Source organism: Methylobacterium organophilum (assembly GCF_022533465.1).
GTDB lineage: Bacteria > Pseudomonadota > Alphaproteobacteria > Rhizobiales > Beijerinckiaceae > Methylobacterium > Methylobacterium organophilum.
In genome coordinates this window covers 2,077,084-2,103,372 of sequence record NZ_CP092848.1, presented here as the reverse complement: position 1 = coordinate 2,103,372, position 26,289 = coordinate 2,077,084, and the positions used below count along the sequence as shown (strand labels likewise).

Annotated in this window: 24 protein-coding genes and 1 pseudogene; 14 read left to right on the top strand and 11 right to left on the bottom strand. The window is 71.6% G+C overall.

What is annotated here, in order from left to right:
• The first annotated feature begins 240 nt into the window (after positions 1-240).
• Entirely contained in the window at positions 241-1,599 is a 1,359-nt protein-coding gene (locus tag MMB17_RS09720; protein ID WP_012752959.1) for a dihydrolipoyl dehydrogenase family protein, read from the top strand.
• 766 nt (positions 1,600-2,365) lie between these two features.
• On the opposite strand, the gene MMB17_RS09715 is transcribed toward MMB17_RS09720, so the two are convergent.
• From MMB17_RS09715 to MMB17_RS09670, 10 genes are all read right to left on the bottom strand, one after another.
• A complete protein-coding gene (locus MMB17_RS09715; RefSeq protein WP_241101812.1) occupies positions 2,366-3,577 on the bottom strand; it encodes an MFS transporter in 1,212 nt (403 codons plus the stop codon).
• Positions 3,574-3,813 carry a heavy-metal-associated domain-containing protein gene (locus tag MMB17_RS09710; protein ID WP_241101811.1) on the bottom strand — a complete coding sequence of 80 codons (240 nt, stop codon included), beginning with the start codon at positions 3,811-3,813 and terminating at the stop codon, positions 3,574-3,576. The genes MMB17_RS09715 and MMB17_RS09710 overlap by 4 nt, the downstream gene beginning before the upstream one ends.
• 14 nt (positions 3,814-3,827) lie before the next feature.
• Positions 3,828-4,508 (bottom strand): cytochrome c biogenesis CcdA family protein, encoded by a 681-nt coding sequence (locus MMB17_RS09705; RefSeq protein WP_009866213.1) that lies wholly within the window; start codon positions 4,506-4,508, stop codon positions 3,828-3,830.
• The gene (locus MMB17_RS09700) at positions 4,505-4,849 is read right to left on the bottom strand and encodes a heavy-metal-associated domain-containing protein (RefSeq protein ID WP_012752955.1); all 345 of its coding nucleotides are present in this window, start codon (positions 4,847-4,849) and stop codon (positions 4,505-4,507) included. Before MMB17_RS09700 ends, MMB17_RS09705 begins: the two co-directional genes overlap by 4 nt.
• On the bottom strand, positions 4,846-7,308 hold the full coding sequence (locus MMB17_RS09695; protein ID WP_012752954.1) for a heavy metal translocating P-type ATPase: 2,463 nt from the start codon (positions 7,306-7,308) through the stop codon (positions 4,846-4,848). The genes MMB17_RS09700 and MMB17_RS09695 overlap by 4 nt, the downstream gene beginning before the upstream one ends.
• A 33-nt stretch (positions 7,309-7,341) precedes the next feature.
• Entirely contained in the window at positions 7,342-7,563 is a 222-nt protein-coding gene (locus tag MMB17_RS09690) for a heavy-metal-associated domain-containing protein (protein ID WP_043766175.1), read from the bottom strand.
• Complete coding sequence (locus tag MMB17_RS09685) at positions 7,560-8,012, bottom strand: MerR family DNA-binding protein (RefSeq protein ID WP_009866299.1); 453 nt, start codon at positions 8,010-8,012, stop codon at positions 7,560-7,562. Before MMB17_RS09685 ends, MMB17_RS09690 begins: the two co-directional genes overlap by 4 nt.
• A gap of 195 nt (positions 8,013-8,207) precedes the next feature.
• On the bottom strand, positions 8,208-8,717 hold the full coding sequence (locus tag MMB17_RS25470; protein WP_238231528.1) for a hypothetical protein: 510 nt from the start codon (positions 8,715-8,717) through the stop codon (positions 8,208-8,210).
• Between the two features lie 100 nt (positions 8,718-8,817).
• Positions 8,818-9,060, bottom strand: coding sequence for a hypothetical protein (locus MMB17_RS25465; protein ID WP_009866593.1), 243 nt, complete (start codon positions 9,058-9,060; stop codon positions 8,818-8,820).
• 522 nt (positions 9,061-9,582) lie between these two features.
• Positions 9,583-9,813 (bottom strand): DUF1289 domain-containing protein, encoded by a 231-nt coding sequence (locus MMB17_RS09670; RefSeq protein WP_012752952.1) that lies wholly within the window; start codon positions 9,811-9,813, stop codon positions 9,583-9,585.
• Positions 9,814-9,857: 44 nt separating this feature from the next.
• Between MMB17_RS09670 and MMB17_RS09665 the strand changes: the two genes are divergently transcribed.
• The 11 genes and pseudogenes from MMB17_RS09665 (at position 9,858) to MMB17_RS09610 (ending at position 22,019) form a co-directional block, all read left to right on the top strand.
• Positions 9,858-10,136, top strand: a complete 279-nt coding sequence (locus tag MMB17_RS09665) for a metal/formaldehyde-sensitive transcriptional repressor (RefSeq protein ID WP_009866592.1) — start codon at positions 9,858-9,860, stop codon at positions 10,134-10,136.
• 14 nt (positions 10,137-10,150) lie between these two features.
• Complete coding sequence (locus tag MMB17_RS09660; protein ID WP_012752951.1) at positions 10,151-11,269, top strand: nickel/cobalt efflux transporter; 1,119 nt, start codon at positions 10,151-10,153, stop codon at positions 11,267-11,269.
• Positions 11,270-11,481: 212 nt separating this feature from the next.
• Positions 11,482-11,685, top strand: a complete 204-nt coding sequence (locus MMB17_RS09655; protein WP_009865907.1) for a hypothetical protein — start codon at positions 11,482-11,484, stop codon at positions 11,683-11,685.
• A 528-nt stretch (positions 11,686-12,213) separates the two neighbouring features.
• Positions 12,214-12,690: a hypothetical protein gene (locus MMB17_RS09645; protein WP_012752950.1), complete on the top strand. Its 477-nt coding sequence runs from the start codon at positions 12,214-12,216 to the stop codon at positions 12,688-12,690.
• Between the two features lie 88 nt (positions 12,691-12,778).
• Positions 12,779-14,511 (top strand): annotated as a pseudogene (locus MMB17_RS09640) (efflux RND transporter periplasmic adaptor subunit).
• Between the two features lie 11 nt (positions 14,512-14,522).
• The gene (locus tag MMB17_RS09635; RefSeq protein WP_012752947.1) at positions 14,523-17,672 is read left to right on the top strand and encodes an efflux RND transporter permease subunit; all 3,150 of its coding nucleotides are present in this window, start codon (positions 14,523-14,525) and stop codon (positions 17,670-17,672) included.
• A gap of 22 nt (positions 17,673-17,694) precedes the next feature.
• Positions 17,695-18,060, top strand: coding sequence for a hypothetical protein (locus tag MMB17_RS09630; protein WP_241101810.1), 366 nt, complete (start codon positions 17,695-17,697; stop codon positions 18,058-18,060).
• 25 nt (positions 18,061-18,085) lie between these two features.
• On the top strand, positions 18,086-18,484 hold the full coding sequence (copM, locus tag MMB17_RS09625; protein WP_012752945.1) for a CopM family metallochaperone: 399 nt from the start codon (positions 18,086-18,088) through the stop codon (positions 18,482-18,484).
• A 179-nt stretch (positions 18,485-18,663) separates the two neighbouring features.
• Complete coding sequence (locus tag MMB17_RS09620; protein ID WP_009865580.1) at positions 18,664-18,996, top strand: four-helix bundle copper-binding protein; 333 nt, start codon at positions 18,664-18,666, stop codon at positions 18,994-18,996.
• A 55-nt stretch (positions 18,997-19,051) separates the two neighbouring features.
• On the top strand, positions 19,052-19,531 hold the full coding sequence (locus MMB17_RS09615; RefSeq protein WP_009865581.1) for a DUF305 domain-containing protein: 480 nt from the start codon (positions 19,052-19,054) through the stop codon (positions 19,529-19,531).
• 67 nt (positions 19,532-19,598) lie between these two features.
• Positions 19,599-22,019, top strand: coding sequence for a heavy metal translocating P-type ATPase (locus MMB17_RS09610; RefSeq protein WP_012752944.1), 2,421 nt, complete (start codon positions 19,599-19,601; stop codon positions 22,017-22,019).
• Between the two features lie 997 nt (positions 22,020-23,016).
• On the opposite strand, the gene MMB17_RS09605 is transcribed toward MMB17_RS09610, so the two are convergent.
• Positions 23,017-23,418, bottom strand: a complete 402-nt coding sequence (locus MMB17_RS09605) for a MerR family transcriptional regulator (protein ID WP_012752942.1) — start codon at positions 23,416-23,418, stop codon at positions 23,017-23,019.
• A gap of 99 nt (positions 23,419-23,517) precedes the next feature.
• Between MMB17_RS09605 and MMB17_RS09600 the strand changes: the two genes are divergently transcribed.
• Positions 23,518-25,716 (top strand): heavy metal translocating P-type ATPase, encoded by a 2,199-nt coding sequence (locus MMB17_RS09600; RefSeq protein ID WP_012752941.1) that lies wholly within the window; start codon positions 23,518-23,520, stop codon positions 25,714-25,716.
• Complete coding sequence (gene lspA, locus MMB17_RS09595) at positions 25,716-26,228, top strand: signal peptidase II (RefSeq protein WP_009864915.1); 513 nt, start codon at positions 25,716-25,718, stop codon at positions 26,226-26,228. The genes MMB17_RS09600 and lspA overlap by 1 nt, the downstream gene beginning before the upstream one ends.
• Positions 26,229-26,289 lie beyond the last annotated feature (61 nt).

Here is a 26,289-nt window from a genome sequence, read left to right as displayed (position 1 = left end):
CTCGTCCGCTGTGGCTTGCCCATCCATCCATCTTCCGTCCGACGTGCCACTGGCCTCCGTGGCTCCGTACGAACCGGCGGCCGCAGGTGCCCTTGCAGCGCTCGGGCGGGTCGGCTTCGGCTGACACCTCCGACGGTGCTGCGCCACCTGCGCGCGCAATGCGGGCCGTCCCGGCAGGGCTCGCGACCGAAGAGGAGCTGCCGGTGAGCAGGACATCCCTCGCAAGTCTGGGTGAACGAGATGGCTGGAAGCTACGACTTGATCATCATCGGCAGTGGCACGGCGGCCATGGTCGCGAGCAATCGGGCCTCGGCCGCCGGCCGTAAGGTCGCAGTGACCGACTTCCGGCCCTTCGGCGGCACCTGCGCCCTGCGCGGATGCGACCCCAAGAAGATGCTGGTGACCGGCGCCCAGGTGATGGACGACATCCGCCGCATGCGCACCCGCGGGGTGGTCGCGCCCGAGGCTCGGATGTCCTGGCCGGAGCTCATGGCGTTCAAGCGCACCTTCACGGCCCCGATCCCGGAGAAGCAGGCGAGGAACTACGCCGGGAAGGGCATCGACGCCTTTCACGGCCAAGCCCGCTTCGTGGGTCGGAACGCGGTCGCGATCGCGGGCGAGGGCGTTTGCGAGGCGCGGCACATCCTGATCGCGGCCGGAGCCCGCCCAGCGCCGCTCCCCTTTCCCGGCGCCGAGCACCTCGTCACCAACGAGGAGTTCCTGGAGCTTGAGGAGCTCCCGCCTCGTATCATCCTGGTCGGGGGTGGCTACATCGCGGCCGAGTTCTCGCACATCGCGGCCCGGGCGGGCGCGAGCGTCGCGATCCTGCAGCGTGGCGAGCGCCTCCTGACCCAGTTCGACCCCGAGCTCGTCGGTTGGCTCATGGAGAGCTTCCACGAGGCGGGGATCGACGTGCGGACGCGGCGCGCCGTCGTGCGGGTCGAGAAGGCGGGGCACGGGTACACGGTCCTGACGCGGTCCGAGACCGGCGCCGAGGAGGCGATGGAGGCCGACCTCGTGGTCCACGCCGCGGGCCGAATCCCGGATCTGGAGCCGCTGCAGCTCGATGCCGCCGGCGTCGCGCGGGACGAGCGCGGGCATCTCAGGCTCAACGCGTTCCTGCAGAGCCCATCGAACCCTGCCGTCTACGCCGCAGGCGACGCCGCCCGGACGGGGCCGCCCCTCACGCCGGTATCGAGCCACGACGCCAAGGTTGCCGTGCGGAACATGATCGAGGGCAATCAGTACCGGCCTGACTATCGCGGCGTCCCGAGCGTCGCCTTCACTATCCCCCCGATCGCGAGCGTCGGGCTGAGCGAGGCAGAGGCGCGGCAGAGGAACTTGAGGTTCCGCCTGCGGAGCCAGAGGGTGTCCGGCTGGTACACGGCCCGGCGCGTCGCCGAGCCCACCTACGGCTTCAAGGTTCTGGTCGACGAGGACACCGACCGCGTGCTCGGTGCGCACTTGGTCGGCCCCCACGTCGATGAGGTCATCAACATCTTCGGCCTGGCGATCCGGCATGGTCTCACGGCCGAAGACCTGAAAACGACGATGTTCGCCTACCCAACCGGAGCATCCGACATCGGATACATGCTCTGAACGGCTGCGTTCTCGACGAGCAGGTGAAGGCAGGCGGCCTCGGAGAGCGGGGGCGTGGCTTGCACCCGGCTGCGCCGTCGCAGCCGGACGGAGTCCCGCGGCGCCGCCTTCGTGACAGGCACGTCCACGTCGCTGATCGTCGACGAGGCCGCGACACCCGCCCCTGGGGCTTCGCCTCGCCCGGCCGAGAGTCCCCGACGCTCGCGCAGGTCCGCGGCTTGGCAAACCAGCGCGTGTACGGCGCAGCGGCAGCGAGGATGGCGGAGCCGCTCCAGCGCTTCCAGGGGCTCTGCACCGGGGCCCTCCTGCACGGTACGCTCCTGCTCCGCTTGCGCAGCGGGACTCGGTGCACCCGAGCGGCCCGCCGGCGCCGGTTGGGCCGTCCGCGGTCACCTCAAACTGGGCTGGTGGGCCGTCCCGGCCTTAAGAGGTGTCGAATGCGGGGCACGGCTCCGCTCCGACGCGTTCCGCCTCAGAGACCCTGCCGCCCCGGGACGAGAACGGACCGTCGAGGCTCAATGCGGCTGCCTCGATCGACTTCCATACGTCGGGGAAGCGCGTCCCGTGCCCTGCTCGTCCGCGAAGCCAAGGCATGCCTCGGCCACGCAGGCCGATGCCGACGACGGGTCGGCCGCGCCGGCGAGGGCCTCCAGGGCGCGCATGAGGTGCTCGGCCGCGTCGCGATGTCCCTCGCGGCGCGCCTGCCGGAATGCGGAGAGGATGACGGTGTCGAGGGTATCCTCCTCGAATTCGGGTGTTGGCGTGCTCAGGGGCGTCCTCCTTCGACGGACGGCGTCTCGGGCCTGAAGAGACGCACGGCAGTTGCGGCCAGCGCCAGTTCCGCCGCCGCGAACAGCGCGAGCGTCGTCCCGAACCCGAAGCGGAGCAATCCGCCGAAGAGCAGGCTTCCCAGCCCGAACCCGGTGAACAGCAGGCAGACGTTGAGCCCCATGGCCTGCCCCGGACGTTGGCCCCCGAGCGCGGTGACGACGCCGGCGAGCAGCGGCTGGGTCATGTCGTAGCCGAGCGACAGGACCGTCACCGCCACCGCCGCCAGGAGAAGCGGCGCGTTGAGGGTCAGGGCCGCCGCCGACAAGGCCCCCAGGAGCAGGCCGGCCGGGAGCAGGCGGCCGCGCCCTCGCCGGTCCGCGATGCGGCCGATGACGGGCCCCAGGAGGAAGCCCGGGATGCCGTAGCCGAGGAGCGCAAGGCCGACCCCGACGGGACCGAGCCCGTATCGCTGCTCGAAGTACAGGCCGAGCCAGGTGAACACGCCGGAATGGAACATCGAGTTGAGCAGGACAAAGCCGTAGGTGCGGCATCCGCGTGGGTTGAGCAGGAGGTCGCGATAGCCGCGGAACAGGTCGGGCAGCCGTGTCCCGGCCGCCGTGGCGCCCGGGATGATCCCCTGTGACGGCGCGAGGACGAGCAGGAGCGCGCCCCCGGCGACGCCAACGGTGAGGAATAGGCCGCGCCATCCCACGACCGGTTCGAGCAGGGCACCGAAGGTCGACCCGAAGGCCATGCCGCCGGCCATTGCCCCAAACAACCATCCCAGGGGGCGCCCGCGTCGTTCGTAGGGGAAGAGCCGGCCTACGAGAACCAGGCCGAGCGGAACGACCCCGCTCGCCCCCAGGCCGGTCATGAAGCGCCACATGGCGAGTTGCCCGACCGAGCTCGCCGTGGCCGTCAGGGCCGTCAGCGCCGCGAAGGTGCCCAGGGAACCCGCCATGACGCGCCAGACGCCGAGGCGGTCCGCCAGCAAACCGTAGACCAACGTCGCCGCGCCGTACGGGATCAGGTAGGCGGGAACGATGAGCCCGACGCGCTCGGGCGAGACGCCGAACCCCTGCGCCAACTGCGGCAGGACCGGCGCGACCATGAACGCCTGGAAGAAGATCACGAATGCCGCCGCCGCGAGCACGCGGAGCAGGCGCTCGCGGTCGACCTCCGCGGGCTCTGCCGCTCCGGGGATCATGCCTGCACCTCGGCGCCGTCGAACCCGCCGTTGGCGAGCGCCGCCCGGATCTCCGCGGGTCCGACGCGGGACGGCTCGAACCGAACGGCGACGTACTTGCGCCACGCGCTGGACCTCGCCTGCCGGATCCCCGGAACGGCCATCAGCAGGTCACGGACCGTCTCAGCGCACCTGTCGCACAGCATTCCCGGCACGGAGAGGGTGACCTCCGTCAGAAAGGCGGTTTCGTCGCTCATGAGGTCTCCGGGGTTCAGAGCAGGTCCGCGTAGACCCGCGCGTAGTAGGCGCTGACCAGTAGGAGGGCGGCGCCGCTGAGGAGCTGCAGGGCTCGGCCCCAGACGCCGAGGCGGGCCAGGCGGGTGACCGCGCTCCCGGCCGCACCGGCGGCGAGGAAGGGCAGGCCCCGACCGAGGCCGAAGGCGAGGGCGAGGACGACGCCGCGCCCGTCCCGACCCTCCGCGGCCGCCACCGTGAGCAGCAGCAACAGCGGCGCGGCCGAGGTGCCGACGCTGAACACCACGCCGTAGGCGAAGGCGCCGAGCAGGCCGGGGTGGCGCCAGGCCGTCAGCGCTCGGGTGCGCAGGCGCGGCCACCAGAAGGCGAGCAGCGCCGCCGCGAGCGAGACGCCGGCCATGAGCAGGGCCCAGCTCCGGCCGAACGCCTCCGTCGCGAGCGCGCCGAGATGTCCCACCGCGGAGCCGAGGGCGGCGAGGCTCAGGACGATTCCGGCGAAGAAGGACCCGGCCACCTGCAGGCCGGCGCGGCGGGACCCCGCCTCCGAGGCCCCGGCGACGCTGGCCAAGCCGAGCCCGACCGGCAGGGTGCAGGGGCAGACCGCGCTGGCCAGGACCCCGGCAAGGAACGCGATCCAGAGGGCGGCCGGCCCGCCGGCGCCGGTCGCCAGGGGCCGGACGAGATGTTCGAGCGTCACGGCGCCACCACGGGAGGACCGGGGGTGTAGCCGAGGCCCGCGACGGCCGTCCGCACGCGACCGAGCAGGAGGGGTCGGCCGGCGGCGTAGGTGACGCGGAGCGTGCGGCCGACGAAATCGATCTCCGCGTCGGTCACCCCGTCCACCTTCCGGACCGCACGCTTGATCGAGGCGGCGCAGGAGAGGCAGACCATGCCTTCCACCGGGAGGGTCGCGACCTTCAGATCGGAGCCGCGGCGTGACGTGGCCGGCGTGTCCTCTTGGGCCCGAACAGGCCCCACCGGTCCCAGGAGGAGAGCTGCCAGTGCGGCCGCCCCGCTCGAAGAAATCAGGAACCTCATCGCCGACCTCCTTCGATGGCGAGCCCGTTCGTCCCGGGCAGGCTGCCGACGCTCGTGATCGCCCCCAGGAACAGTCCGGGCTGGCCCCAGAGGGAATTGAGGAAGATCGCGGTGACGCTCACCGCCATGGCGACCATGGCCCAGATCGGGTTGATGAGGCCGGTCGCGGCGATCGGGATGCCGAGGCCGTTGAAGGCGAAGGCGAGCCAGACGTTCTGGAGCATCTTGGCGTAGCTGCGCCGGCTGATGCGGCGGGCGAGCGGCAGCGCGGCCAGGCGGTTCGACAGGATGATGATGTCGGCGGCCTCGATGGCGATGTCGGTGCCCCCGCCCATGGCGATGCCGACATCGGCCTGCATCAGGGCGGGCGCGTCGTTGATGCCGTCGCCGACCATCGCGACCTTGGCCGTCGCCTGGAGGCGCCGCACGGTCTCCGCCTTGCCGTCGGGCATCACCCCCGCGTGGACCTCGTCGATGCCCGCCTCGGCGGCAATCCGGCGGGCGGCCCGCTCGTTGTCACCGGTGAGCAGGACCGTCCTCACGCCCTCAGCCCGCAAGGCCGCGACCGCCTGCGCCGCGTCGGACCGCAGGCTGTCGTCGAGCGCGAGCAGACCCAGCAGGCGATGGTCCCGGCTGACCACGATGACGGTGCGCCCGGCCCCCTCCAGGGTCAGGATGCGCGCTGAAGCGGGCGCGAGATCGATGCCGTGGCCGGCGAGGAAGGCCGGGCTGCCGACCAGGACGTTGCCCGCCTCGGTCTGGGCGACGATGCCCTTGCCCGGGACGGCCTCGAACGAGGTCACGTCCGGGGGCACGGCGCCGCGAGCGAACGCGGCCTTGACCACCGCCTGCGCGAGCGGGTGCTCGGACGAGGCCTCGGCCGCGGCGGCAACGGCGACGAGATCGGCCTCGCTCCCGGAGAACGCCTCGACCTCGCGGACCGCGGGCCGGCCCTCGGTGAGGGTCCCGGTCTTATCGAAGACGACGGTGTCAACGAGGCGATAGCCCTGGAAGGCCTCGCCGGTCCGCATCAGGATGCCGTGCTCGGCGGCTTCGCCGGACCCCCGCACGATGGAGAGCGGTGCCGAGATCCCGACGGCGCAGGGATAGCCCATGACCAGGACGCTCAAGCCCGCGAACACGGCCCGCTCGATGTCGGGTTCGCCGCCCGCCAACCACGAACCGGCGAGCCAGCCGACGAAGGCCAGCGCGGCCACCGCGAGCACGGTCGGGGTGTAGACCTGCAGGACGCGGTCGACGAGGTGGAGCAGGCCAGGCTTGAGGGCGCGGGCGTCCTCGACCTCGCGCACCACCTTCTGCAGGAAGCTGCCGGCCCCCACCGCGGTTACCCGCACCAGCAGGGTGCCGGTGCCGTTGATCGAGCCGCCGATGACGGCGTCGCCCTCCGCGCGCTCGACCGGGATCGGCTCGCCGGTGACGAGGGCCTGGTCGACGGCGGAGCGGCCGCCCGCGACCGTGCCGTCGACGGGCACGCGCTCCCCGGGGCGGATGCGGACGAGGTCGCCGACTGCGACCGCGTCCAGCGGCACATCCCGCTCCTGGCCGTCCCGGACCACGCGGGCGGTCTCCGGCTGGAGGTCGAGGAGCCGCTTCACGGCCTGGGAGCTGCGCGTCTTGACGATGAGGGACAGCCACTCGGAGAAGATGTGGTAGGTCGCGACCATGACCGAGACGGCGAAGAACGGGGCCGTCGGGTAGTCCGGCCGGTCGAGAACCAGCCCGATGACGCCGCCGAGCATGCCCGCGAAGGCGCCGATTTCCAGCAGCACGTGCTGGTTCAGGATGCCGCGGCGGAGGGCCTGGACGGCCATGTGCAGGATGTGGCGCCCAACCCCGAAGACGAGCACGACCGCGAGCGCGGCGACGAGCCAGGGAGCGGAGGCCGTTAGGTAGCCCTGGAGGTTCAGGTAGAGCAGGCCGAGTGCCAGGACTGCGAGACCGGTGGTGCTGGCGGCCGCGGCGAGGAGGCTGGTCTTCCGCAGGACGAGGAAGACCATCGCGCCGAGGCTGAGGCAGACCAGGGCGGGTAGGAAGCCGATCCAGCCGAGGGTGGGATCCGCGATGATGGGAATGGAGGCGACGCTCAGGGCGACCGCCACGACGAAGCGGCGGCTCTCGCGCACGAGATCGCGCTCCTCCTCCTCGTAGGGCCGGACCTTGCGCGGGTCGGAGATGGTGTAGCCGATGTCGCGCAGGATCCCCAGCAGCGCCGCCGGCCGCGCGACCGCCGGGTCGTACTCGACGAGGGCCTGCTCGTGGGTCAGGCTGACCGCCACCTTGTCGACGCCGGGCTGGCTGCCCAGAGCCTTCTCGATGGTTCCGGTGCAGAGCGAGCAGTGCAGGCCGCCGATCCGGGCACGGATGCGCGCCCGGTCGGGCCGGCTCGCCGGCTCCTCGCTCCACAGGGAAAAGTCGGTGTCGAGGGTTGCTGCGGCCATCGGTCCGTCTCCAGGAATGTCCAGCCGGCCGGATCAGGCCGAAGTACGGGCCACGACCTGGAAGCCGCGCTTCTCGATCAGCTCGACGAGGCGGTCCTCGCTGGTGGTCGCCGGGTCGTAGAGGGCGCGGACGCGTCCCTCGTCGAAGGAGACGTCGATGCCGCGGACGCCGGGATGAGCCTCCAACAGAGAGCCGACCGAGGCGGAGCAGGCGGCGCACCGCCAGCCTTCGACCTTCAGGGTGACCGTCCTCATGGCGTCTTCCTCTTTCTCGGCGCGCCGCATCGGCACGCCGCCGGTGCCGGCGGTGCCTCGTCGAGGGCTTCCAGGATGGTGCAGCCACCCAGCCCGCCGTGGCCCGGGCACGAGGCGACCACGGCCTCCAGGGCGGCGCGGACGCGCAGGAGTTCGGCGATCCTCGCGTCCACCTCGGCGATCTTGTGCCGGGCCCGGGCCCGCACGTCGCCGCAGTCGGCCTGCGGGTCGGCGCGCAGGGCGAGGAGCTCCTGCGCCTCCTTGAGGGAGAACCCGATCCTCTGGGCCTGCCGGATGAAGCGGATGCGGGCGATCACCTCGGGCGGGTAGGTCCGATAGCCGGCCCCCTTGGCCGGCTGCGCGATCAAGCCCTGGCGCTCGTAGAACCGGATGGTCTCGACGCCGACGCCGGCCTCCCGCGCCGCCTTCCCGATGGTCGGATCCCGCATGTGCTGCCCCGGCATCACCAACGCCCCGTGAGCCTAAGGTCCGTACCGTAGTACGGGGTCAAGGGCGTTTTACGAGGGAAGTCTTTGGGCTCTCGCTCCCGGTTATCCTCCGTGGTTTCCGGAAGGGGCGGCCCATGGGCTCGGTCTGCCGCCGGGCGGCGGCCCGAGATGCCTCAGGGATAGGCTCGCACCGCGTCATCGTGCGATGCGGACGGGGCGGGCAATGGCCTCGCGGGTCCCGCGCAATTCGCTGGAGGGCAGGTAACGCGGGTCGAGGTCGCCCACGCGCGAGAACGCCGGCCCGGCGAACTGGGCGCGCACGTCGTCCCCGCGGTTGTCCCGAGCCACCCGGAAGAAGTTGCGCGCGGTCCCGCCCTCGACGCCGAGGGCGAGGTCGAGCATGCGCACGATGCCGGAATAGATGCTCGTGGTGCGCGCGACCTCGAAGGCCGCCGCGACGTCGCCGCCCGCCTTGCCCAGCCAGAGCACGTCGATGAGTTGCACCGTCTCGGCCGAGCCGCTCGCGGTCAGGCGTTCGGGCAGGCGGTTGAGGCAGCCGCCCGACAGGCGGCCGGGGCCGTAGGGACGGCCGGCGTCGTTCGAGGCGATCCAGACGTCGAAGCCGAGGGCCAGGCCGAGGTCCCGCAGCCAGCCCTGGATCTCGGTGTGGGTGTGGTCCGCCTTGCTCGCGGCCTGCGCCCGCACCCGGTCGAGGTCCGCCCGCCGGCGGGCCAGGGCCGCGGCCCCCGTCGCGCTCGGGCAGCGGCCGGACCCGACGTCGAACAGGAAGCCGGCGACGCCCCCGTCATCGTTCGAGAGGAGCGTCCGGTGGCTGGCGTTGAGGGCGACGATCCCCCGGGCCCATGGCGAGGGACTCGTCCCACTTGCCGAGTGTCGCGTTGGCCCCGGTCAGCGCGTTGTAGCCCTTCACGATGGCCGTGTTGAACGGGCTCACCCAGGTCGGGTGCAGGAAGTAGAGCAGGTTCGCCGCCGCCGGGCCGAGGCTCGTGATCCCCGCCTGGTCGAGCGCTTGGATGGCCGCGAGCACCTGCGCCTCGGCGGTGCCGCGCAGGCAGGCGTCGAGGAAGCGCCCGAAGGCGACCTGGTTGGCGCCGTCCTCGTGGATGTCCGGGATGCGCAGCTTCGGCTTCCAGAGGAAGGCGTGGTCGGCGCCGTGGAAGACCTGGCGCTGCTCTGCGATCGCGTGGGCCCCCGTCTCCAGTCACGAGCCGCGGTAGGCGTTGCCGAAGGTGTCGGCCCGGATCTCCTCGACCACGGCCTGGAGGCGGCGTCGGATCGCGCGGAAGTTCTCGATGCGCTCCTCCCACAGGGACCAGGTCCGGTGGGAGCCGCCCGGGTCGTCGCGCCAGGCCCGGATGCGGTTCCCGATCCAGGCCGCGTCAGGCAGGGAGGGTTCGGTCGGTCCCGGTCTCGTCCATCACCTGCATCGGCGCGGCATACCCGTCCTTCGCATCCGGATGGGAGCGTACCATCCCGCCTTCGGGAACGCTGTCATCGGCAAGGCTCACGCGGGCAGTGTGGTCGGTCGCGTCGAAGGCGGCGCGCTCGGTCAGGGCGCGGCCCCCTCCCCGCTGGCCTGCCGGACTCGGCGCGGCAATTCGCGCGCGAGCGCCGTGCGCCGACAGGGCGTCATCTTACGCCATGCCCTGATCTCCGAACTGGTCCGGCCGCAGCCGACGCACCAGCCCGACCGGCCATCGAACCGGCAGACGCCGGTGCAGGGATCCTTCTCCGTCACGGCACGCCCTCCCTCGCCCGCAACGGGCTTCTCGCTCGACATACATAGGGTAGCCCCCTATATTACGAAGCGAAGGGAGCCGACCCATGTCCCACACCGTCAAGGACAAGACCAAGCTTCTGGCGCGCGTGCGCCGGATCAAGGGGCAGGCCGAGGCCGTCGAGCGCGCCCTGGAGGCGGAGATCGGCTGCACCGACGTGCTGATGCTGGTCGCCTCGATGCGGGGCGCCATCAACGGGCTGACCGCCGAGCTGATGGAGGACCACATCCGCCATCACGTCGTCGACCCCGCTCGCGAGCCCGACCCGGAGCGTGCCAAGGGCGCGGCCGAGCTCATCGAGGTCGTCCGGACCTATCTGAAGTAGGAGGGCGACCCGTCATGGTCCCGTTTCCCGAATTGCTGCAGCAGGGGACCGCGCACGCCTGGCTGTTCGTGCCGAGCGCGATCCTGCTCGGCGCCCTGCACGGCCTGGAGCCCGGCCACTCCAAGACGATGATGGCCGCCTTCATCATCGCGGTCCGCGGCACCGTCCTGCAGGCGGTCCTGCTGGGCTTGGCGGCGACGCTCTCGCACACGGCGGTCGTCTGGGTGATCGCGCTCGGCGGCCAGTACCTGGGGCAGGCGTGGGGCGGCGAGGCGTCCGAGCCGTACTTCCAGCTCGCCTCGGCCGTCCTCATCGTCGGCATCGCGCTCTGGATGGCGTGGCGCACCTGGCGCGAGCAGCACCACGACCACCACCACGACGCCGAGGGCCACGGCATCATGGCCCGCGATGGCGTCTTCCAGCTGGAGGTCATCGAGGACGGCGTGCCGCCGCGCTGGCGCCTGAGCCGGGTCAAGGGCGTGCTGCCCCCGGCCCAGCGCGTCACCCTTGAGACGGTCCGACCCGACGGTGCCCGCCAGGCATTCTCGTTCGCGAGTGGGGGCGACTTCCTGGAGAGCATGGAGGAGATCCCGGAGCCGCATGCCTTCAGGGCACGGCTGCACCTCGATGGGTCCGCCGGGGCGGAGATCCACGAGGTCGCGTTCGAGGAGCACGGCCACGCACACGACCACCTGAACCTGGGCGACGAGGACGACGCACACGCCCGGGCGCACGCCGAGGCCATCCGGCGACGGTTCGGGGGCCGCACCGTGACCACCGGTCAGATCGTGCTGTTCGGCCTGACGGGCGGCCTGATCCCGTGCCCGGCCGCCATCACGGTGCTGCTGCTCTGCATCCAGCTCAAGCAGTTCAGCCTCGGCTTCGCGCTCGTCGTGTGCTTCAGCATCGGGCTGGCGCTCACGATGGTGTCGGCCGGAATCCTGGCCGCGCTCAGCGTGAGGCACGTGGCGAACCGCTGGTCGGGCTTCGACGCCTTCGCCCGGCGGGCCCCCTACGCCTCCGCGGCTCTGATCGTCCTGGTCGGCCTCTACACGGGCTGGCTCGGCTGGGAGGGCATCCGGCACGGCCACCAGGAGCCTGCGACGACGATTGCCGTGTGGGCGCCGGCCTGACGGGCGCCGCGGCCCTTGACCTTCCCACCAGGGGAAGCCCCATCTGCGTAGGACGCCACCGACGGGAGGGCGTCATGGTCCGCTACAGGGTCGAGAAAATGGGCTGCGGCGGCTGCGCCCGGACCGTCATACACGTCGTGACCGATATCCGATTTTGACGAAACCGTTCGATTCGATTCACAATCGGTCGATTGCGATTCTGGCGAAACACCATGGCAAATCCCGACCGCACCTACTTGGTTTACGCAACGAACACGGACGGCCACGAGGTTTGCGCAGGCGAATACGCGGCCAAGTGCGCAGATCATGCGATCAACCTGGCCAAGGCAGCCGGGTACGGCGGCACCATGGTCGCGCAGCCCTCGCCGGGTCAGCTCGTTCGCGACCATTACCGGAAGGACAAGGGGCGCGGCTGAGACTATCGCTGGACCGGTTCGGCCCCGACCTGGCCAGGCGGCGCGACCGCGCTCATGCGACGCCTCAGCGAACTCGGTGGAAAGCCCGGCTTGCGCGGCTTTCTTCGGGTGGCGCGTCTTTTCGAGGGAAAGCCATCAATTGTGGTTTTCACCTCCTGTCCCGGAAAAGCCTGTTGACCTTCCCACTATGGGAAGCCCCATCTGAGCGGGACGCCACCGAGGGGAGAGCGTCATGGCCCGATACAGGGTCTCGGAACCGGGTTGCGGCTGCGACCAGGCCGTCACGCGCCGTCCTCGGCGTCGAGTCCGGGGCTCGGGTCAATGCCGACCTGCGGGCCAAACGCGTGACGGGTTCGGGCGCCGGCGGCCTCGCCGACCGCATCGCCCAGGCCATCACGGCCGCCGGCTACCCGGCCGAGCCGTTGCCCGCGGCACCTTGAAACGCCGCCGCGGCAACCAAACCTGCACGCCGGCATTCACGTCCCTGACGACATAGTCCCGCCACTGGAAACGGTGTAAGCAGCCCTCATGAGCCCCGACCGGCAAATCGTGCGCCTGATGGCGGCGATGATCCTCGCGATCATCGCCTACGTCGCGCCGTCCGCCGTCCAGGCCCACGAGGGCCACGCGCACCATGGCCGCCACCAAGCCGCGGCGGCATATGTCCAGGCGGCGCCCTCCATCGCTGAGACCACGGTTTCCGCTGCCCCTTCGCGCGTCGTAAAGACGTCGGCGAGGCCCCGGACCGCTGTCGATCTTCAGGCGCCGGCCGTCGAGCCGGTGGCCTCGCTGCGAGCGAATGACGCCGGCGGTAGGTGCTGTCCGGCCGGCTGCAGGGGCTCCTGCTGCGGGACCATGGTCTGTTGCGCGTCGGGCATCATGTCCGGCACGGGGGCCCTGTCACTTCCCGTGGTCCGCACTGCCAAGCTGATCCCGCACGACGTCGCTGGCCGCCCGGGCGTCGGCCCCGAGGCCCTGCCCAAGCCGCCACGAACCCTCGCGTGACGTGAGGCGCGCCTGAGGCGCGCAACGCCCGGACTGCGTCCGCCATCGCGGCGTGCATCCGGACTTCCCGACGCGAGGATACCCATTCATGTCGACCCGTCTTGCCGCCGCCCCCGGGGCGGTGGCGCTGCTTGCCGCCGTCCTGGCGGGGCCCGCGCTCGCCCACGAGGGCATGACCACGGCGCCGCGCCGCCGCCCGTCACCAAGACCATCGCGCCGCGCGGCGAGGCGCTGTCCGACGCCTTCGAGCTCGTCGCCATCCCGCGCGACGGCACCCTGACGCTGTTCCTCGACCGCTTCCGGACGAACGAGCCGGTGCCCGGCGCGACCATCGAGGTCGAGACGCCGGAGGGGGCCAAGATCGCCGCGGCCACGCCCGAGGGCGGCTACGCGCTGCCGGTGCCCTGGCTGGCGAAGCCCGGCCGGCACGAGCTCGTGGCGACCGTCACGGCCGGGGATGCGGTCGACGTGTTGACCGTGGCGGTCACCGTGCCCGATCCCGCCGCGCAGGCAGCCGCAGCGGCCGCCAAGCCGACGCCGACGCAAGCGGCCTTTGGACGCGCCTCCGAGTTCGCCCACGGCCTCCGGGAGCGCCTGACGGCCAAGGACCCGACGCTGGTGGCGGCGGTCGCCGTCGCGTTCCTGCTCGGCATGCTCGTCACCGCGGTCGTTCGCGGGCGCCGAGGCGCCCCCGCCCTGGCGCTGCTCGCCATCGGCATCACCCTCATCCTCGGCACCGCCGCCTTCGCGCACGGCGACGAGGACCACGGCGAGCCGATGCGGGGGGCCGCCCTGATCGAGGCGCGGGCCCCCGGCTCGGCTGACCTCGCCCAGCGCCTGCCCGACGGCTCCGTGTTCGTGCCCAAGCCCACGCAACGGCTCCTCGTCCTGCGAACGACCATGACCGAGCAGGGCAGCTTCCACCGCTCGGTCGAGCTGCCGGGCCGCATCATCCCGGACCCGAACGCCAGCGGCGTGGTGCAGTCCTCGGTCGGTGGCCGGCTCGCGCCACCGCCCTCCGGCCTCTTCCCACGCCTCGGCACCAAGGTGCGCAGGGGCGACGTGCTCGCGACCGTGACGCCGCCGGTCCAGGCCGTCGACGTCTCCGACATGCGCCAGCGGCAGGGCGAGCTCGACCAGCAGGTCGCCATCGTCGAGCGCCGGGTCGAGCGCTATAAAAAACTCGCCACCACCGGCGCCGTGGCCCAGACCCAGCTCGACGACGCGGTCGCGGAGCTGAACGGCCTGCACGACCGCCGCGCCGCCCTCGACAAGATCCGGCAGCAGCCCGAAACCTTGGTGGCGCCCGTCGACGGCGTGGTGGCGCAGGCCGCGGCCGTGGCCGGGCAGATGGCCGCGCCCGGCGCGATGGTGTTCCAGATCGTCGACCCGAACCGCCTCTGGGTCGAGGCCCTCAGCTTCGACGCGCTGACCGCGGCGCAGAACGCCACCGCCCGGCTCGCGGATGGCCGGACCCTCAAGCTCGCCTACCAGGGCACGGGGCTCGCCGACCGCAACCAGGCTATCCCGGTGCAGTTCGCGGTCCTCGGCGACGCCGCCGGCCTGCGCGTCGGGCAGTTCGTCACGGTGCTGGCCGGGACCGAGACCGAGCAGGCCGGCCTGGCGCTGCCGCGCTCGGCCGTGGTGCGCACCGGCAACGGGCAGGACGTCGTCTACGAGCACACCACCGCCGAGCGCTTCGAGGCGCGGCCCGTGCGGGTCGAGCCGCTCGACGGCGCCCGCCTGCTGGTGGCCGAGGGGATCGGACCCGGCAAGCGGGTGGTGACCCAGGGCGCCGAGCTCCTCGACCAGGTCCGCTGAGGAGGCCGGCCATGTTCACCGTCCTCGTCAGCCAGTCGGTCCGCAACCGCCTGCTCGTCCTCGCGCTCGCCGCGGTGCTGGTGCTGTACGGCGCCTTCACCGCCACCAAGCTGCCGGTCGACGTCTTCCCGGACCTCAACAAGCCCACCGTCACCGTCATGACCGAGGCGGAAGGGTACGCGCCTCAGGAGGTCGAGCAGCTCGTCACCTATCCCATCGAGACCCGGATGAACGGGTTGCCGGGTGTCACCCGCGTGCGCTCGGTCTCGGGGGTCGGGCTCTCGATCACCTACGTCGAGTTCGACTGGGGCACCGACATCTACCGCAATCGCCAGCAGGTTGCCGAGCGGCTGTCGCTGGTGCAGGACCAGCTGCCCCGCGGCGTGACCCCGGTCATGGGGCCGATCTCGTCCATCATGGGCCAGATCCTGCTGGTGGCGGTGACGGGCGAGACCGCGACCCCGATGCAGGTGCGCGAGGTCGCCGACTTCACCATCCGGCCCCGGCTGCTGACCATCCCGGGCGTGGCGCAGGTCATCCCTATCGGGGGCGAGGTGCGCCAGTTCCGGGTCAGCCCAAACCCGGCGGCGATGCGCGCGCTCGGGGTGACGAACGCCCAGCTGGAGACGGCGCTCGCGCAGTTCGGCACCAACGCCGGCGGCGGCTTCACCGACCAGAACGCCCGCGAGTACCTGATCCGGAACATCGGCCGGACCATGAGCCTCGACGACCTGCGCAACCTCGTGGTCGCCACGGTCGCCGACGCCCCGGTCTACCTGCGCCAACTCGCCGAGGTGTCCTTCGCCGCGAAGGTGAAGCGGGGCGATGCCGGCTACATGGCCAAGCCCGCGGTCATCGTCTCGGTCGAGAAGCAGCCCGACGTCGACACGGTGCGGCTGACCCGCAGCATCGAGACCGCCCTGAAGGAACTCAACCCGACCCTGCCCGGCGGCATCAAGGCCGACCAGGTCTTGTTCCGGCAGGCCGACTTCATCGAGACTTCGATCCGCAACGTCGAGCGCGTCCTCGTCGAGGCCGTGCTGGTGGTGGCCCTGGTGCTGTTCGCCTTCCTCTTGAACGTGCGCACCACCGCGATCTCGCTGCTGGCCATCCCGGTTTCGGTGCTGACGACCGCTCTGGTGTTCCACCTGTTCGGCCTGTCCATCAACACGATGACGCTCGGGGGGCTCGCCATCGCCATCGGCGAGCTCGTCGACGACGCCGTCGTGGACGTCGAGAACATCTACCGACGGCTCGGCGAGAATCGGAAGGCGGGCAACCCTAGGAGCACCTTCGAGGTGGTGGTCTCGGCCTCGAACGAGGTCCGCTCCGGCATCGTCTACGCGACGCTGATCATCATCCTGGTCTTCGTGCCGCTGTTCGCGCTCTCAGGCATCGAGGGCCGGCTCTTCGCGCCCCTGGGGCAGGCCTACATCATCTCCATCCTGGCGAGCCTGCTCACCTCCATCACCCTGACGCCCGTGCTGGCGTCCTGGCTGCTGCCGGGGCTCCGGAACCTGGAGGAGCACGACAGCCGCTTGCTGAAGCTGCTCAAGCGCGGCAACGCCGCCCTGCTGCGGGTGGCTTTCCGGCATAAGGGCCTGCTGGTCGGCACCGTCGCGGCCGCGGTGGCCGCCGCCGGCATCGCCGCCTGGAACTTGCCGCGCGCCTTCCTGCCGCCGTTCAACGAGGGCTCGTTCACGGTCAGCATGACCTTCAACCCGGGCATCTCGCTCGCCGAGAGCAACCGGGTCGGGCTGATCGCGGAAAAACTGCTCCTGGAGATTCCGGGCGTGAAGGCGGTCGGCCGCCGGACCGGCCGGGCCGAGCTCGACGAACACGCCGAGGGGGTGCATTCCTCCGAGATCGACGTCGCCCTGGACGATGGGCTGAAGCGTCCGAAGCAGGCGCTCGTCGCCGACATCCGCGGGCGCCTCGGTGCCCTGCCGGTGGCGGTCAACGTCGGCCAGCCGATCTCGCACCGGCTCGACCACATGCTCTCGGGCGTCCGCGCTGAGATCGCGCTCAAGGTGTTCGGCGACGACCTCGACGCCCTGCGCCGGGTGGCGAACGGCCTGAGGGACCGCCTCGCCAAGATCCCGGGGCTCGCCGACCTGCAGGTCGAGCGGCAGGTCCGCATCCCGCAGCTGGAGGTGCGCGTCGACTACACCCGGGCGGCCCTCTACGGGGTCCAGCCCGCCGCGGTCGTCGAGCAGATCAGCCGCCTCTCGAACGGGCGGGTGGTCTCGACGGTCGTCGACGGCGTGCGCCGCTTCGACGTGGTGCTGCGCCTGTCGGAGAACCGGCGGACGACGGCTGGCCTCGGTGACCTGCTGCTGGAGACGCCCTCGGGCTGGGTGCCGGCGCGCCAGGTCGCGGACATCCGCGAGACGGACGGGCCGAACCAGATCCTGCGCGAGAACGCCCGCCGCCGCATCGTGGTCCAGGCCAACACCACGGCCGAGAGCGACATGGCCACGATCGTGGCGGCGATCCGCGAGGCGGTGGCCCAGGAGCCGATGCCGCCCGGCTTCTTCACCAGCCTGGAGGGCACCTTCCAGGCGCAGGAGGAGGCGAGCCGGACCATCGCGGCGCTCTCCGGCCTGTCCTTGGCGCTGGTCTTCGCCATCCTCTACAGCCGCTACCGCTCGGCCGCGCTGGCGCTCATCATCATGGGCAACGTGCCGCTCGCCCTGATCGGCTCGGTGGCGGCCCTGTGGCTGGTCGGGCAGCCGCTCTCGGTCGCGTCGATGATCGGCTTCATCACGCTGACCGGCATCGCGGCCCGCAACGGCATCCTCAAGATCAGCCACTACCTGAACCTGTCGCTGCACGAGGGCGTGCCGTTCGGGCCCGAACTCGTCGTGCGCGGCAGTCTGGAACGGCTGACCCCGGTGCTGATGACGGCGCTCTCGGCCGGCGTGGCGCTGTTGCCGCTGCTCTACGACGCGGCGAGCCCGGGCAAGGAGATCCTGCACCCGGTCGCGGTGACGATCTTCGGCGGCCTGATCAGCGCGACGTTGCTCGACACCTTCCTGACCCCCGTCCTGTTCCTGCGCTTCGGCCGCAGGCCGCTTGAGCGGCTGCGTGCGCTGCACGCCGAGGCGCCGGCCTACCCATCCCCGGACGGCGCGCCCCCGCGGCCGGCCGAGGCCTACTGACCCCGCAACCGAGGAGTTCCCCATGATCCTTTCGAGAGTGACCCTGGCCGCCGGCCTGCTCGCCGCGACCGCCGCCTACGCCCACGAGACCACCGGCCAGCACGGCGGCCGGGTGGCGGACGCGGGCAAGTTCCACGTCGAGCTCGTCACCAAAGGCGAGACCGTCGACGTGTTCCTGTTGGACGAGGGCCAGAAGCTGGTCCCGACCTCCGGCTTCAAGGGCACGGCCATCCTCGTCGTCGGCGGCAAGCCGACCCGCGTCCCCCTGGAGCCCGCCGACGGCAACCGCCTGTCCGGCAGGGCCGCGGTCGCCCTCGGCGAAAGCCCCAAGGGGGCCGTGCAACTCACTGGTCCCGACGGCGCGACCGCCAGCGGCAAGTTCAACTGACCCCTCGCACCAGGAAGCCTCCTCGATGAAGACCCTGACCTCGACCCTCGCCGCCGGAGCCCTGGCCCTCGGCCTCTCGGGCATCGCCTTAGCGCACGAGGCCCACGACCATGCCAGCCATGGCGGTCACGACCACGCCGCCATGGCTGCCGCGGACAAAGCGGACACGCCGGCCACGAAGGCGTTCCGGGACGTCGATGCCGAGATGCACCGGAACATGGACATCCGCTACTCGAACGACGTCGACGTCGATTTCGTGCGCGGCATGATTCCCCACCACAAGGGCGCCGTCGGGATGGCCAAGGTCGCCCTCCAGCATTCCAAGGACCCCGAGATCCGGAAGCTGGCTGAGGAGATCATCAAGGCTCAGGACGTTGAGATCGCCCAGATGGAGGCCTTCCTCAGGAAGCGCGGCACCAACTGAGCGGTCGCGTCCGCGCGCAGGCGGCCCTCCCGAATACGTGATGCTTCAGAGTATTTATTTCAGAACGCATCTGTATCCCGTGAGTTCTATATTAGGGTAATGACGGTCTGACTTATCTGATACTGAGTCAGCATTCCAGTCGTGCCGCAAACCTTGCGATGGATAGACGGAGAACCTGAATGCACCAGATGTCGAGCGAGATGCAGTCCTGCATCGACGAGTGCCTACGCTGCTACCAGACCTGCCTCAGCATGGCCTCGAACCACTGCCTCCCGGCCGGCGGCAAGCACGTCGAGCCCGAACACTTCCGGCTGATGCTCGCCTGCGCCGAAATCTGCCGGACCTCGGCGCACTTCATGCTGTTGGGGACCGCACACCACAAGCATACCTGCGCCGAGTGCGCCGACGTCTGCGAGGACTGCGCCCGCAGCTGCGAGCAGGTCGGCGACATGCAGCAATGCGTCGAGCAGTGCCGCCGCTGCGCCGAGAGCTGCCGGAAGATGGCCGCCTGATGGATCCGGGGCGGCCGACCGGGCCGCTCCTCACCCCCAACGAGAGAAGGCAATCATGCTTGTTCGTACCCTGATTCTCGCCGCGGCCCTGGCGCTCCCGGGCGCCGGGATGGCTCTCGCGGCCGACCACGACCATGGCTCGATGCAGTCCGCCGTGAAGCTGCCGGAGGCCTGCAAGGCGGCCACCGCCGGCAAGGACGCCATGATGAAGGACATGCAGGGGCACATGTCCCAGGCCATGCAGGGCATGGGCGGCCAGATGACCGAGACCCAGAAGGGTCTCCAGCAGGCCATGATGTCGATGAACGGCCCGATGATGCAGGGGATGATGGCGGGCGACCCCGACGTCGCCTGGATCTGCGCGATGATCCCGCACCACCAAGGCGCCATCGACATGGCCCGCGCCGGGCTGAAGGGCGCCGACAACGCCGAGAGCAAGCGCCTCGCCGAAAAGACAATCGAGGAGCAGGAGAAGAGCATCAAGGAGCTCGTCGCCTGGCTCGACAAGAACGCCAAGACGGAAGGCAACCAGTAAGCCGCCGGCTGTCGTCGGGTCGCTTGCGGCCCGGCGGCGCCCGCTCGGCCATGCGGAAGGAGCGGTCATGAGCGACGCGCCACAGGGACACGATCCTGCCCCAGGAGGCCACGGCCATGCCGAGCACGGGCACGCACACGGCCACGACCACGGCCACCATGCCGGCGTCACGGAGAGCGAGGACGGCGCCTTCCGCGTGAAGGACCCGGTCTGCGGGATGATGGTCGACCCGCATGCGACGAAGCACCGGGCCGAGCACGACGGGCACCCCTACTACTTCTGCTCGAACGGCTGCCGGACCAAGTTCGAGGCCGACCCGGTCCGCTACGTCGACCCCGGCCGGGCCGCGAAGAAGGCCGACCCGGTGCCCGAGGGCACGATCTACACCTGCCCGATGCACCCCGAGATCCGGCAGCTCGGCCCAGGGGCGTGTCCGATCTGCGGCATGGCCTTGGAGCCGGTGCTGGTCGGCGCCGACAAGGGTCCGAGCGAGGAACTCGTCGACATGACCCGGCGGTTCTGGATCGGGCTCACGCTGACCCTGCCGGTGTTCGCGCTGGAGATGGGCGGCCACCTGACTGGCCTGCTCGACCTCCTCGGCCAGCAGAATTCGAACTGGGTCCAGTTCGTCCTCGCGACCCCGGTCGTGCTCTGGGGAGGCTGGCCGTTCTTCGTGCGCGCCTGGGCGTCGGTGCGCAGCCGCAACCTCAACATGTTCACCCTGATCGCGATGGGCACCGGGGTGGCCTGGGCCTACAGCGTCGTCGCCACCGTTGCGCCCGGACTCTTCCCGCAGGCGCTGCGCGGTCACGGCGGGGCGGTGCCGGCCTACTTCGAGGCGGCCGCGGTCATCACGGTGCTGGTGCTCCTCGGGCAGGTCCTGGAGCTCCGGGCCCGCGAGAGCACGGGCGGGGCGCTCCGCGCGCTGCTCGACCTCGCGCCGAAGACGGCCCGCCGCATCCGGCCCGACGGGACGGACGAGGAGGTGCAACTTGACGCCATCGGCGTTGGCGACCGCCTTCGCGTCCGCCCCGGCGAAAAGGTGCCGGTCGACGGTGCCGTCGTGGAGGGCCGCAGCTCCGTCGACGAGAGCCTCGTGACCGGGGAATCGATGCCCGTCACCAAGGAGGTCGGCACCTCCGTCATCGGCGGCAGCCTCAATCAGTCCGGCGCCCTCGTCATCGAGGCGACCAAGGTCGGGCGCGACACCATGCTGGCCCGCATCGTCCAGATGGTGGCCGAGGCCCAGCGCTCTCGCGCGCCTATCCAGCGTCTCGCCGACCAGGTCGCCGGCTGGTTCGTGCCGGCGGTCATCGGCGTGGCGGCGCTGGCCTTCATCGCCTGGATGGCGTTCGGGCCGGAGCCGCGCTTCACCTTCGCGCTGCTGGCGGCTGTCGCAGTGCTCATCATCGCCTGCCCCTGCGCGCTCGGCCTCGCCACGCCGATGTCGATCATGGTCGGCGTTGGCCGCGGCGCCGGGGCCGGGGTGCTCGTCAAGAACGCCGAGGCGCTGGAGCGCATGGAGAAGGTCACCACGCTGGTGGTCGACAAGACCGGCACGCTGACCGAGGGCAAGCCAGCGGTGACGCGGGTGGCGGCGGCGACCGGCTTCGACGAGGCCAGCGTGCTGCGCCTCTCGGCGAGCGTCGAGCGGGCGAGCGAGCACCCGCTCGCCCTCGCCATCGTGAAGGCGGCCGAGGAGCGCGGGATCGGCCTGGCTCCCGTGGCGGATTTCGACAGCCCGACCGGCAAGGGCGCGCTCGGCACCGTCGAGGGGCGCCGGGTGGCGCTCGGCAACGCCGCCTTCCTGCGCGAGCAGGGGGTGGAGGTGTCGACTTACGCGGCCGAGGCGGACGACCTGAGGCGAGATGGGGCGACCGCGATCTTCGCGGCCGTCGACGGGCGCGTGGCCGGCGTCATCGCGATCGCCGACCCTGTCAAGGTCACGACGCCCGAGGCGCTCGCCGCGCTCCGGGCCGAGGGCATCCGGGTCGTGATGCTGACCGGCGACAATCGGACGACCGCAGAGGCGGTGGCGCGCCGCCTCGGGATCGAGGAGGTCGAGGCGGAGGTGCTGCCCGACCAGAAGGCCGCCGTGGTCGAGCGGCACAAGGCGGCCGGCCAGGTCGTGGCGATGGCCGGCGACGGCGTCAACGACGCTCCCGCGCTCGCCGCCGCCGACGTCGGCATCGCCATGGGCACCGGCACCGACGTGGCCATCGAGAGCGCTGGGCTGACCCTGCTCAAGGGCGACCTCCTCGGCATCGTGCGGGCGCGGCGGCTGTCGAAGGCGGTGATGGGCAACATCCGCCAGAACCTGTTCTTCGCCTTCGTCTACAACGCGGCCGGCGTGCCGATGGCGGCGGGCGTCCTCTACCCGTTCCTCGGCATCCTGCTCTCGCCCGTCATCGCCGCCGCCGCCATGGCGCTGTCTTCGGTCAGCGTGATCGGCAACGCCCTGCGCCTGCGGGCGACCCGGCTCGGTTGAAGCGTCCCACCTCGGAGCCCCTTGTTCGCGCCCGTCGTCCACGACCTGATCCACCGGGTCACCGGCCTGGATCAGCCCCACGGCCCTGGGTGGATTGAGCTCGTCTCGGTCCTCGTTCTCGTCGTGGCGCCGGCCTGGACGGGAAGGCTGGCGCTCCGCCTCGGCTGGCGCTGGCTGCGCGGACGGCAGCGCCGTCGCGGCGCCGGAAGCCCGGAGCGGCGGAGCCTTGAGCGCGACGTCCCGCGGGCGACGCTGCGCTTCCAGCTGCGCCTCGTGCTGCTCTCGCTGCTGACGCTTCCGGCGGCGTGGCTTCGTCCAGGGCCGCCTCTCGCTCGACGCCCTGGTCGCGGCGCTGGCAGCCTTCAAGGAGATCGCGCCGGCCCTGCGCGAGCTGTTCGGCTTCGCGCAAGGCTGGTCCGACGCGAGAGCGCGGTTCGAGGAGATCACGAGGTCGCTGCAAGCACTTGAGTTGGCCGTGGGGCTGCGCGGCCTTGAGGTGAAGCTGGAAGCTCGCCACAGCGCGGCCGGACCCGCGTCGATCATCCACGCCATGTCGCGGCAGCTATCCGCTGTCGGGGTTCGCGGCGTCCTCCCGAAGTTCCGCAATTGAAGACCAGGCGCCGGTTCGTTCGTGCGCGCCTTCCATCGATGTTCGGCCGTTATATGGCATCCCGGACGCTCGCATTGCGTGCTCGCTCATACACTGCTCAGGCTTGAGTGAGTTGTCCGGACGATCGTTGTGTTCGGGATCTCGATGCGCGCCGCGGTGGAACATTGCATCATCGTCGGCGAGGTGAGGTGATGAGACAAGGCGCGGCTGTGCTGGCAGCGGAGGATGCGGGCCCTCACCGTCGCGCCAGGGCCGCCGTCCGGGCGATGGCCACGGTCGCCCCCCCCTCCCCCCCGCCGTGGCGTGCTGCGGGTTCGCGGCCAAGGGCCGTTCGAGAGACGGGAGCTGATGCCCCTTGCGTCGCCTGCGGAGCCAGCCGCACGTCCCTCAGGCGGGGTCGACCATCGGCGAGAGGGCCTCGATGATGCGGCAGTCCGCGACCGACCCGCAGCCGCACTGGCCGATGACCTCGCGCAGTTCCGCGGCGAGCCGGGCCAGGTCGGCCAGCTTGCGCTCCACGTCGGCGAGGTGGGCGCGGGCGATGATGTCGACCTCGGTGCACGAGCGCTCCCGGTCGTCGGAGAGCGCCAACAAGTCCCGGATCTGCTCCACCGTGAACCCGAGGGTGCGGCTCCGCCGGATGAAGCTCAGCCGGCGCAGGTGCTCGGGCCCGTAGAGCCGGTAGTTCCCGCTCGACCGCGCCGGCGGGGGCAGCAACCCGACCTTCTCGTACCACCGCACCGTCTCGACGCGGGTCTGCGTTGCCTCCGCGAGCCTGCCGATGGTCATGGACGCGGTTTTGCTCACGGCTTGACCCTGCAGTGACTACAGGGTGCATGTAGGCACCCGTCCCGGTCCGGTCCAGGGCTCGGACGAACGGAGCGCAGCATGAACCAGGCCGCCCCCGCGGACACCCTGTCCCCGTCCGCCCCCGGCGCGCAGGCCCTGCGCTACAGGGTCAGGGGCATGGACTGCCCGACCTGCGCCGGGAAGATCGAGACCGCCGTCTCCCGGCTGCCGGGCGTCGCGGACGTGCGCGTGAACTACGGCAGCCAAATCCTCGACCTCGCGCTCGACGAGGCCGCGACGCCGAGGACCGACTTGGAGGGGCGCATCGAGCGCCTGGGCTACGGCGTCGCGCCGCTCCCCACGGCCGCGGACCTGGCCAGGGCGCAAGCCTCGGGCGGCGCCCCGCCCGCCGAGAGCGCGGAAGAGCCCGAGCCGCCGCTCTGGCGGAGCCGGAAGGCGCTGCTGGGCATCCTCATCGGCGCCCTGTTCGCCGCCGGCTTCCTCGTCGAGCGGATCGCGCCGGGCCTGGCGGGCGAGTACGCCTACTGGCCGGGCGCGCTCGTCGGGCTCGCCTATTACGGCCGCCGGGCGGTCCTGGCGGCGTTCGCCGGCACGCCCTTCTCCATCGAGATGCTGATGTCGGTCGCGACCGCGGGGGCGCTCGCCATCCACGCCGCCGAGGAGGCCGCCATCGTCGTGCTGCTCTTCACGGTCGGCGAGATGCTGGAGGTCGTGGCGGCGGGCCGGGCGCGCGCCGGGATCAAGGCGCTCGCCGCCCTGGTGCCGAAGACCGCCCGCCTCGTCGACGGGCCCGACGGCGCCATCCGCGAGGTGCCCGCGGCGTCGCTGGCCATCGGGCAGGTCGTCGTCGTGAGGCCGGGCGACCGCGTGCCCGCCGACGGCGTGATCACCGACGGCGCGTCGAGCCTCGACGAGTCCCCCATCACCGGCGAGTCGGTCCCGAAGCCCAAGGAGGTCGGCGACCCGGTCTTCGCGGGCAGCGTCAACGCCGACGGCGCGCTGCAGGTCCGGGTCACCAAGACGGCGGCCGACAACACGGTCGCCCGCATCCTGCACCTCGTCGAGGAGGCGCAGGCCTCGAAGTCGCCCACGGCGCGCTTCATCGACCGGTTCAGCGCGGTCTACACGCCCATCGCCTTCGCGTTCGCCGCCGCGGTCGCAATCGTGCCGCCGCTGCTGCTCGGCGCCGACTGGGGCACCTGGGTCTATCGGGGCCTGGCGCTCCTCCTGATCGCCTGCCCCTGCGCGCTGGTGCTCTCGACCCCGGCCGCCATCGCGTCCGGGCTGGCCGCCGGAGCGCGGCGCGGGCTGCTCGTGAAGGGGGGCGCCGCGCTGGAGGTCATCGGGCGGGTGCGCACGGTCGCGTTCGACAAGACCGGGACGCTGACGGCGGGGCGGCCGCGGGTCACCGACATCCTGGCCCTCGCCCCGGACGCGTCGGAGCGGTCGCTTCTCGGGTTGGCCGCCGCGGTCGAGAGCGGAAGCAGCCACCCCATCGCCCGGGCCATCCTCGACCGGGCGAACACGGACGGGGTGCCGCTGCGGCCGACGCGGGACGCCCGCGCCATCCCCGGCAGGGCGGTGCAGGCCACGGTGATGGGCCAGACGGTGCTCGTCGCCTCCCCGCGCCACGCCGCCGAGAGCGCGCGGCTCGGCCCCGAGGCGGACCGCGCCGTCGCGGAGCTGGAGGCCGGCGGCAAGACGGTGGTCATCGTCGTCCGCGGCGCCGAGGCCCTGGGCGCCATCGCGGTCCGGGACGAGCCCCGCGCCGACGCGGCCGCCGGCATCGCGGCCCTGCGGAAGCTCGGCGTGCACAGCGTGATGCTGACCGGCGACAACCGCCGCACGGGCGGGGCGGTCGCGTCCGAGCTCGGCCTCGACGTGAAGGCCGAGCTCCTGCCCCAGGACAAGCTCGCCGAGATCGCGGCCCTGAAGGAGAGGGGCCCGGTCGCCATGGTCGGCGACGGCATCAACGACGCCCCGGCCTTGGCCGCCGCCAGCGTCGGCATCGCGATGGGCGGCGGCACCGACGCGGCCCTGGAGACGGCGGACGCGGCGGTGCTGAACGACCGCGTCGGCGACGTGGCCGCGCTGGTCTCGCTGTCCCGGGCGACCCTGGGCAACATCCGCCAGAACGTCGCCATCGCGCTCGGCCTGAAGGCGGTGTTCCTGGTGACGACCATCGCCGGCATCACCGGCCTCTGGCCCGCCATCCTGGCCGACACCGGCGCGACCGTCCTGGTGACGGCCAACGCGCTGCGTCTTCTGAGGGCCTGATGAGCTCTTCGTCAGGCTGGGCCGGCCGCATGGCGACCGTGGCCGTGGTCATCCTCGCCTCCACGGCCATCGACCTCGGCGCGAAGGCGGTGGCCGAGGCGTGGCTGACCGAGGGCGTGCCCCGGGGCTTCGTGCCCTTCGTCGACCTGAGCCTGTCGTTCAACCGGGGCATCAGCTTCAGCCTGTTCGCGGCGCACGATCCGTCCTCCCTCGCGCTGCTCCTCGCCCTCCAGGGTACGCTCACCTGCCTCGTCATTGCCTGGGCGCTGGCTACGACGGGCACGCTCGAACGTCTCGGGCTCGCCGCGATCGCCGGCGGGGCGGCTGGAAACTTCCTCGACCGGCTCATCGACGGCGCCGTCACCGACTTCCTCGACCTGCACACCGGCGGCATTCGCTGGTTCACCTTCAACCTGGCCGACACCTGGATTTCCGCCGGCGTCGTCCTGCTGCTCCTCGAAGGCCTTTCCGCGCGACGGAGCCATCCCGGTGCCGGGGAACCAGTCCCATGAGGGGCCCGATTCCGCCGAACCACGGCCACGACAACCTGGCATCAACCCTTCGGGCCCAGGC

Excerpts from the sequence above, each read along its gene's own strand:
- MMB17_RS09690 (WP_043766175.1), bottom strand. The coding sequence starts at position 7,563 with ATGAGGACGGTCACCCTGAAGGTCGAAGGCTGGCGGTGCGCCGCCTGC.
- MMB17_RS09685 (WP_009866299.1), bottom strand. The coding sequence starts at position 8,012 with ATGCGGGATCCGACCATCGGGAAGGCGGCGCGGGAGGCCGGCGTCGGC.
- MMB17_RS09605 (WP_012752942.1), bottom strand. The coding sequence starts at position 23,418 with ATGACCATCGGCAGGCTCGCGGAGGCAACGCAGACCCGCGTCGAGACG.
- MMB17_RS09660 (WP_012752951.1), top strand. The coding sequence starts at position 10,151 with ATGGTCCCGTTTCCCGAATTGCTGCAGCAGGGGACCGCGCACGCCTGG.
- MMB17_RS09620 (WP_009865580.1), top strand. The coding sequence starts at position 18,664 with ATGCACCAGATGTCGAGCGAGATGCAGTCCTGCATCGACGAGTGCCTA.
- MMB17_RS09715 (WP_241101812.1), bottom strand. The coding sequence starts at position 3,577 with ATGATCCCCGGAGCGGCAGAGCCCGCGGAGGTCGACCGCGAGCGCCTG.
- MMB17_RS09600 (WP_012752941.1), top strand. The coding sequence starts at position 23,518 with ATGAACCAGGCCGCCCCCGCGGACACCCTGTCCCCGTCCGCCCCCGGC.
- copM (WP_012752945.1), top strand. The coding sequence starts at position 18,086 with ATGAAGACCCTGACCTCGACCCTCGCCGCCGGAGCCCTGGCCCTCGGC.
- MMB17_RS09700 (WP_012752955.1), bottom strand. The coding sequence starts at position 4,849 with ATGAGGTTCCTGATTTCTTCGAGCGGGGCGGCCGCACTGGCAGCTCTC.
- MMB17_RS09710 (WP_241101811.1), bottom strand. The coding sequence starts at position 3,813 with ATGAGCGACGAAACCGCCTTTCTGACGGAGGTCACCCTCTCCGTGCCG.
- lspA (WP_009864915.1), top strand. The coding sequence starts at position 25,716 with ATGAGCTCTTCGTCAGGCTGGGCCGGCCGCATGGCGACCGTGGCCGTG.
- MMB17_RS09670 (WP_012752952.1), bottom strand. The coding sequence starts at position 9,813 with ATGTCGAGCGAGAAGCCCGTTGCGGGCGAGGGAGGGCGTGCCGTGACG.
- MMB17_RS09615 (WP_009865581.1), top strand. The coding sequence starts at position 19,052 with ATGCTTGTTCGTACCCTGATTCTCGCCGCGGCCCTGGCGCTCCCGGGC.
- MMB17_RS09655 (WP_009865907.1), top strand. The coding sequence starts at position 11,482 with ATGGCAAATCCCGACCGCACCTACTTGGTTTACGCAACGAACACGGAC.
- MMB17_RS09665 (WP_009866592.1), top strand. The coding sequence starts at position 9,858 with ATGTCCCACACCGTCAAGGACAAGACCAAGCTTCTGGCGCGCGTGCGC.
- MMB17_RS09630 (WP_241101810.1), top strand. The coding sequence starts at position 17,695 with ATGATCCTTTCGAGAGTGACCCTGGCCGCCGGCCTGCTCGCCGCGACC.
- MMB17_RS09610 (WP_012752944.1), top strand. The coding sequence starts at position 19,599 with ATGAGCGACGCGCCACAGGGACACGATCCTGCCCCAGGAGGCCACGGC.
- MMB17_RS09720 (WP_012752959.1), top strand. The coding sequence starts at position 241 with ATGGCTGGAAGCTACGACTTGATCATCATCGGCAGTGGCACGGCGGCC.
- MMB17_RS09635 (WP_012752947.1), top strand. The coding sequence starts at position 14,523 with ATGTTCACCGTCCTCGTCAGCCAGTCGGTCCGCAACCGCCTGCTCGTC.
- MMB17_RS09695 (WP_012752954.1), bottom strand. The coding sequence starts at position 7,308 with ATGGCCGCAGCAACCCTCGACACCGACTTTTCCCTGTGGAGCGAGGAG.
- MMB17_RS09645 (WP_012752950.1), top strand. The coding sequence starts at position 12,214 with ATGAGCCCCGACCGGCAAATCGTGCGCCTGATGGCGGCGATGATCCTC.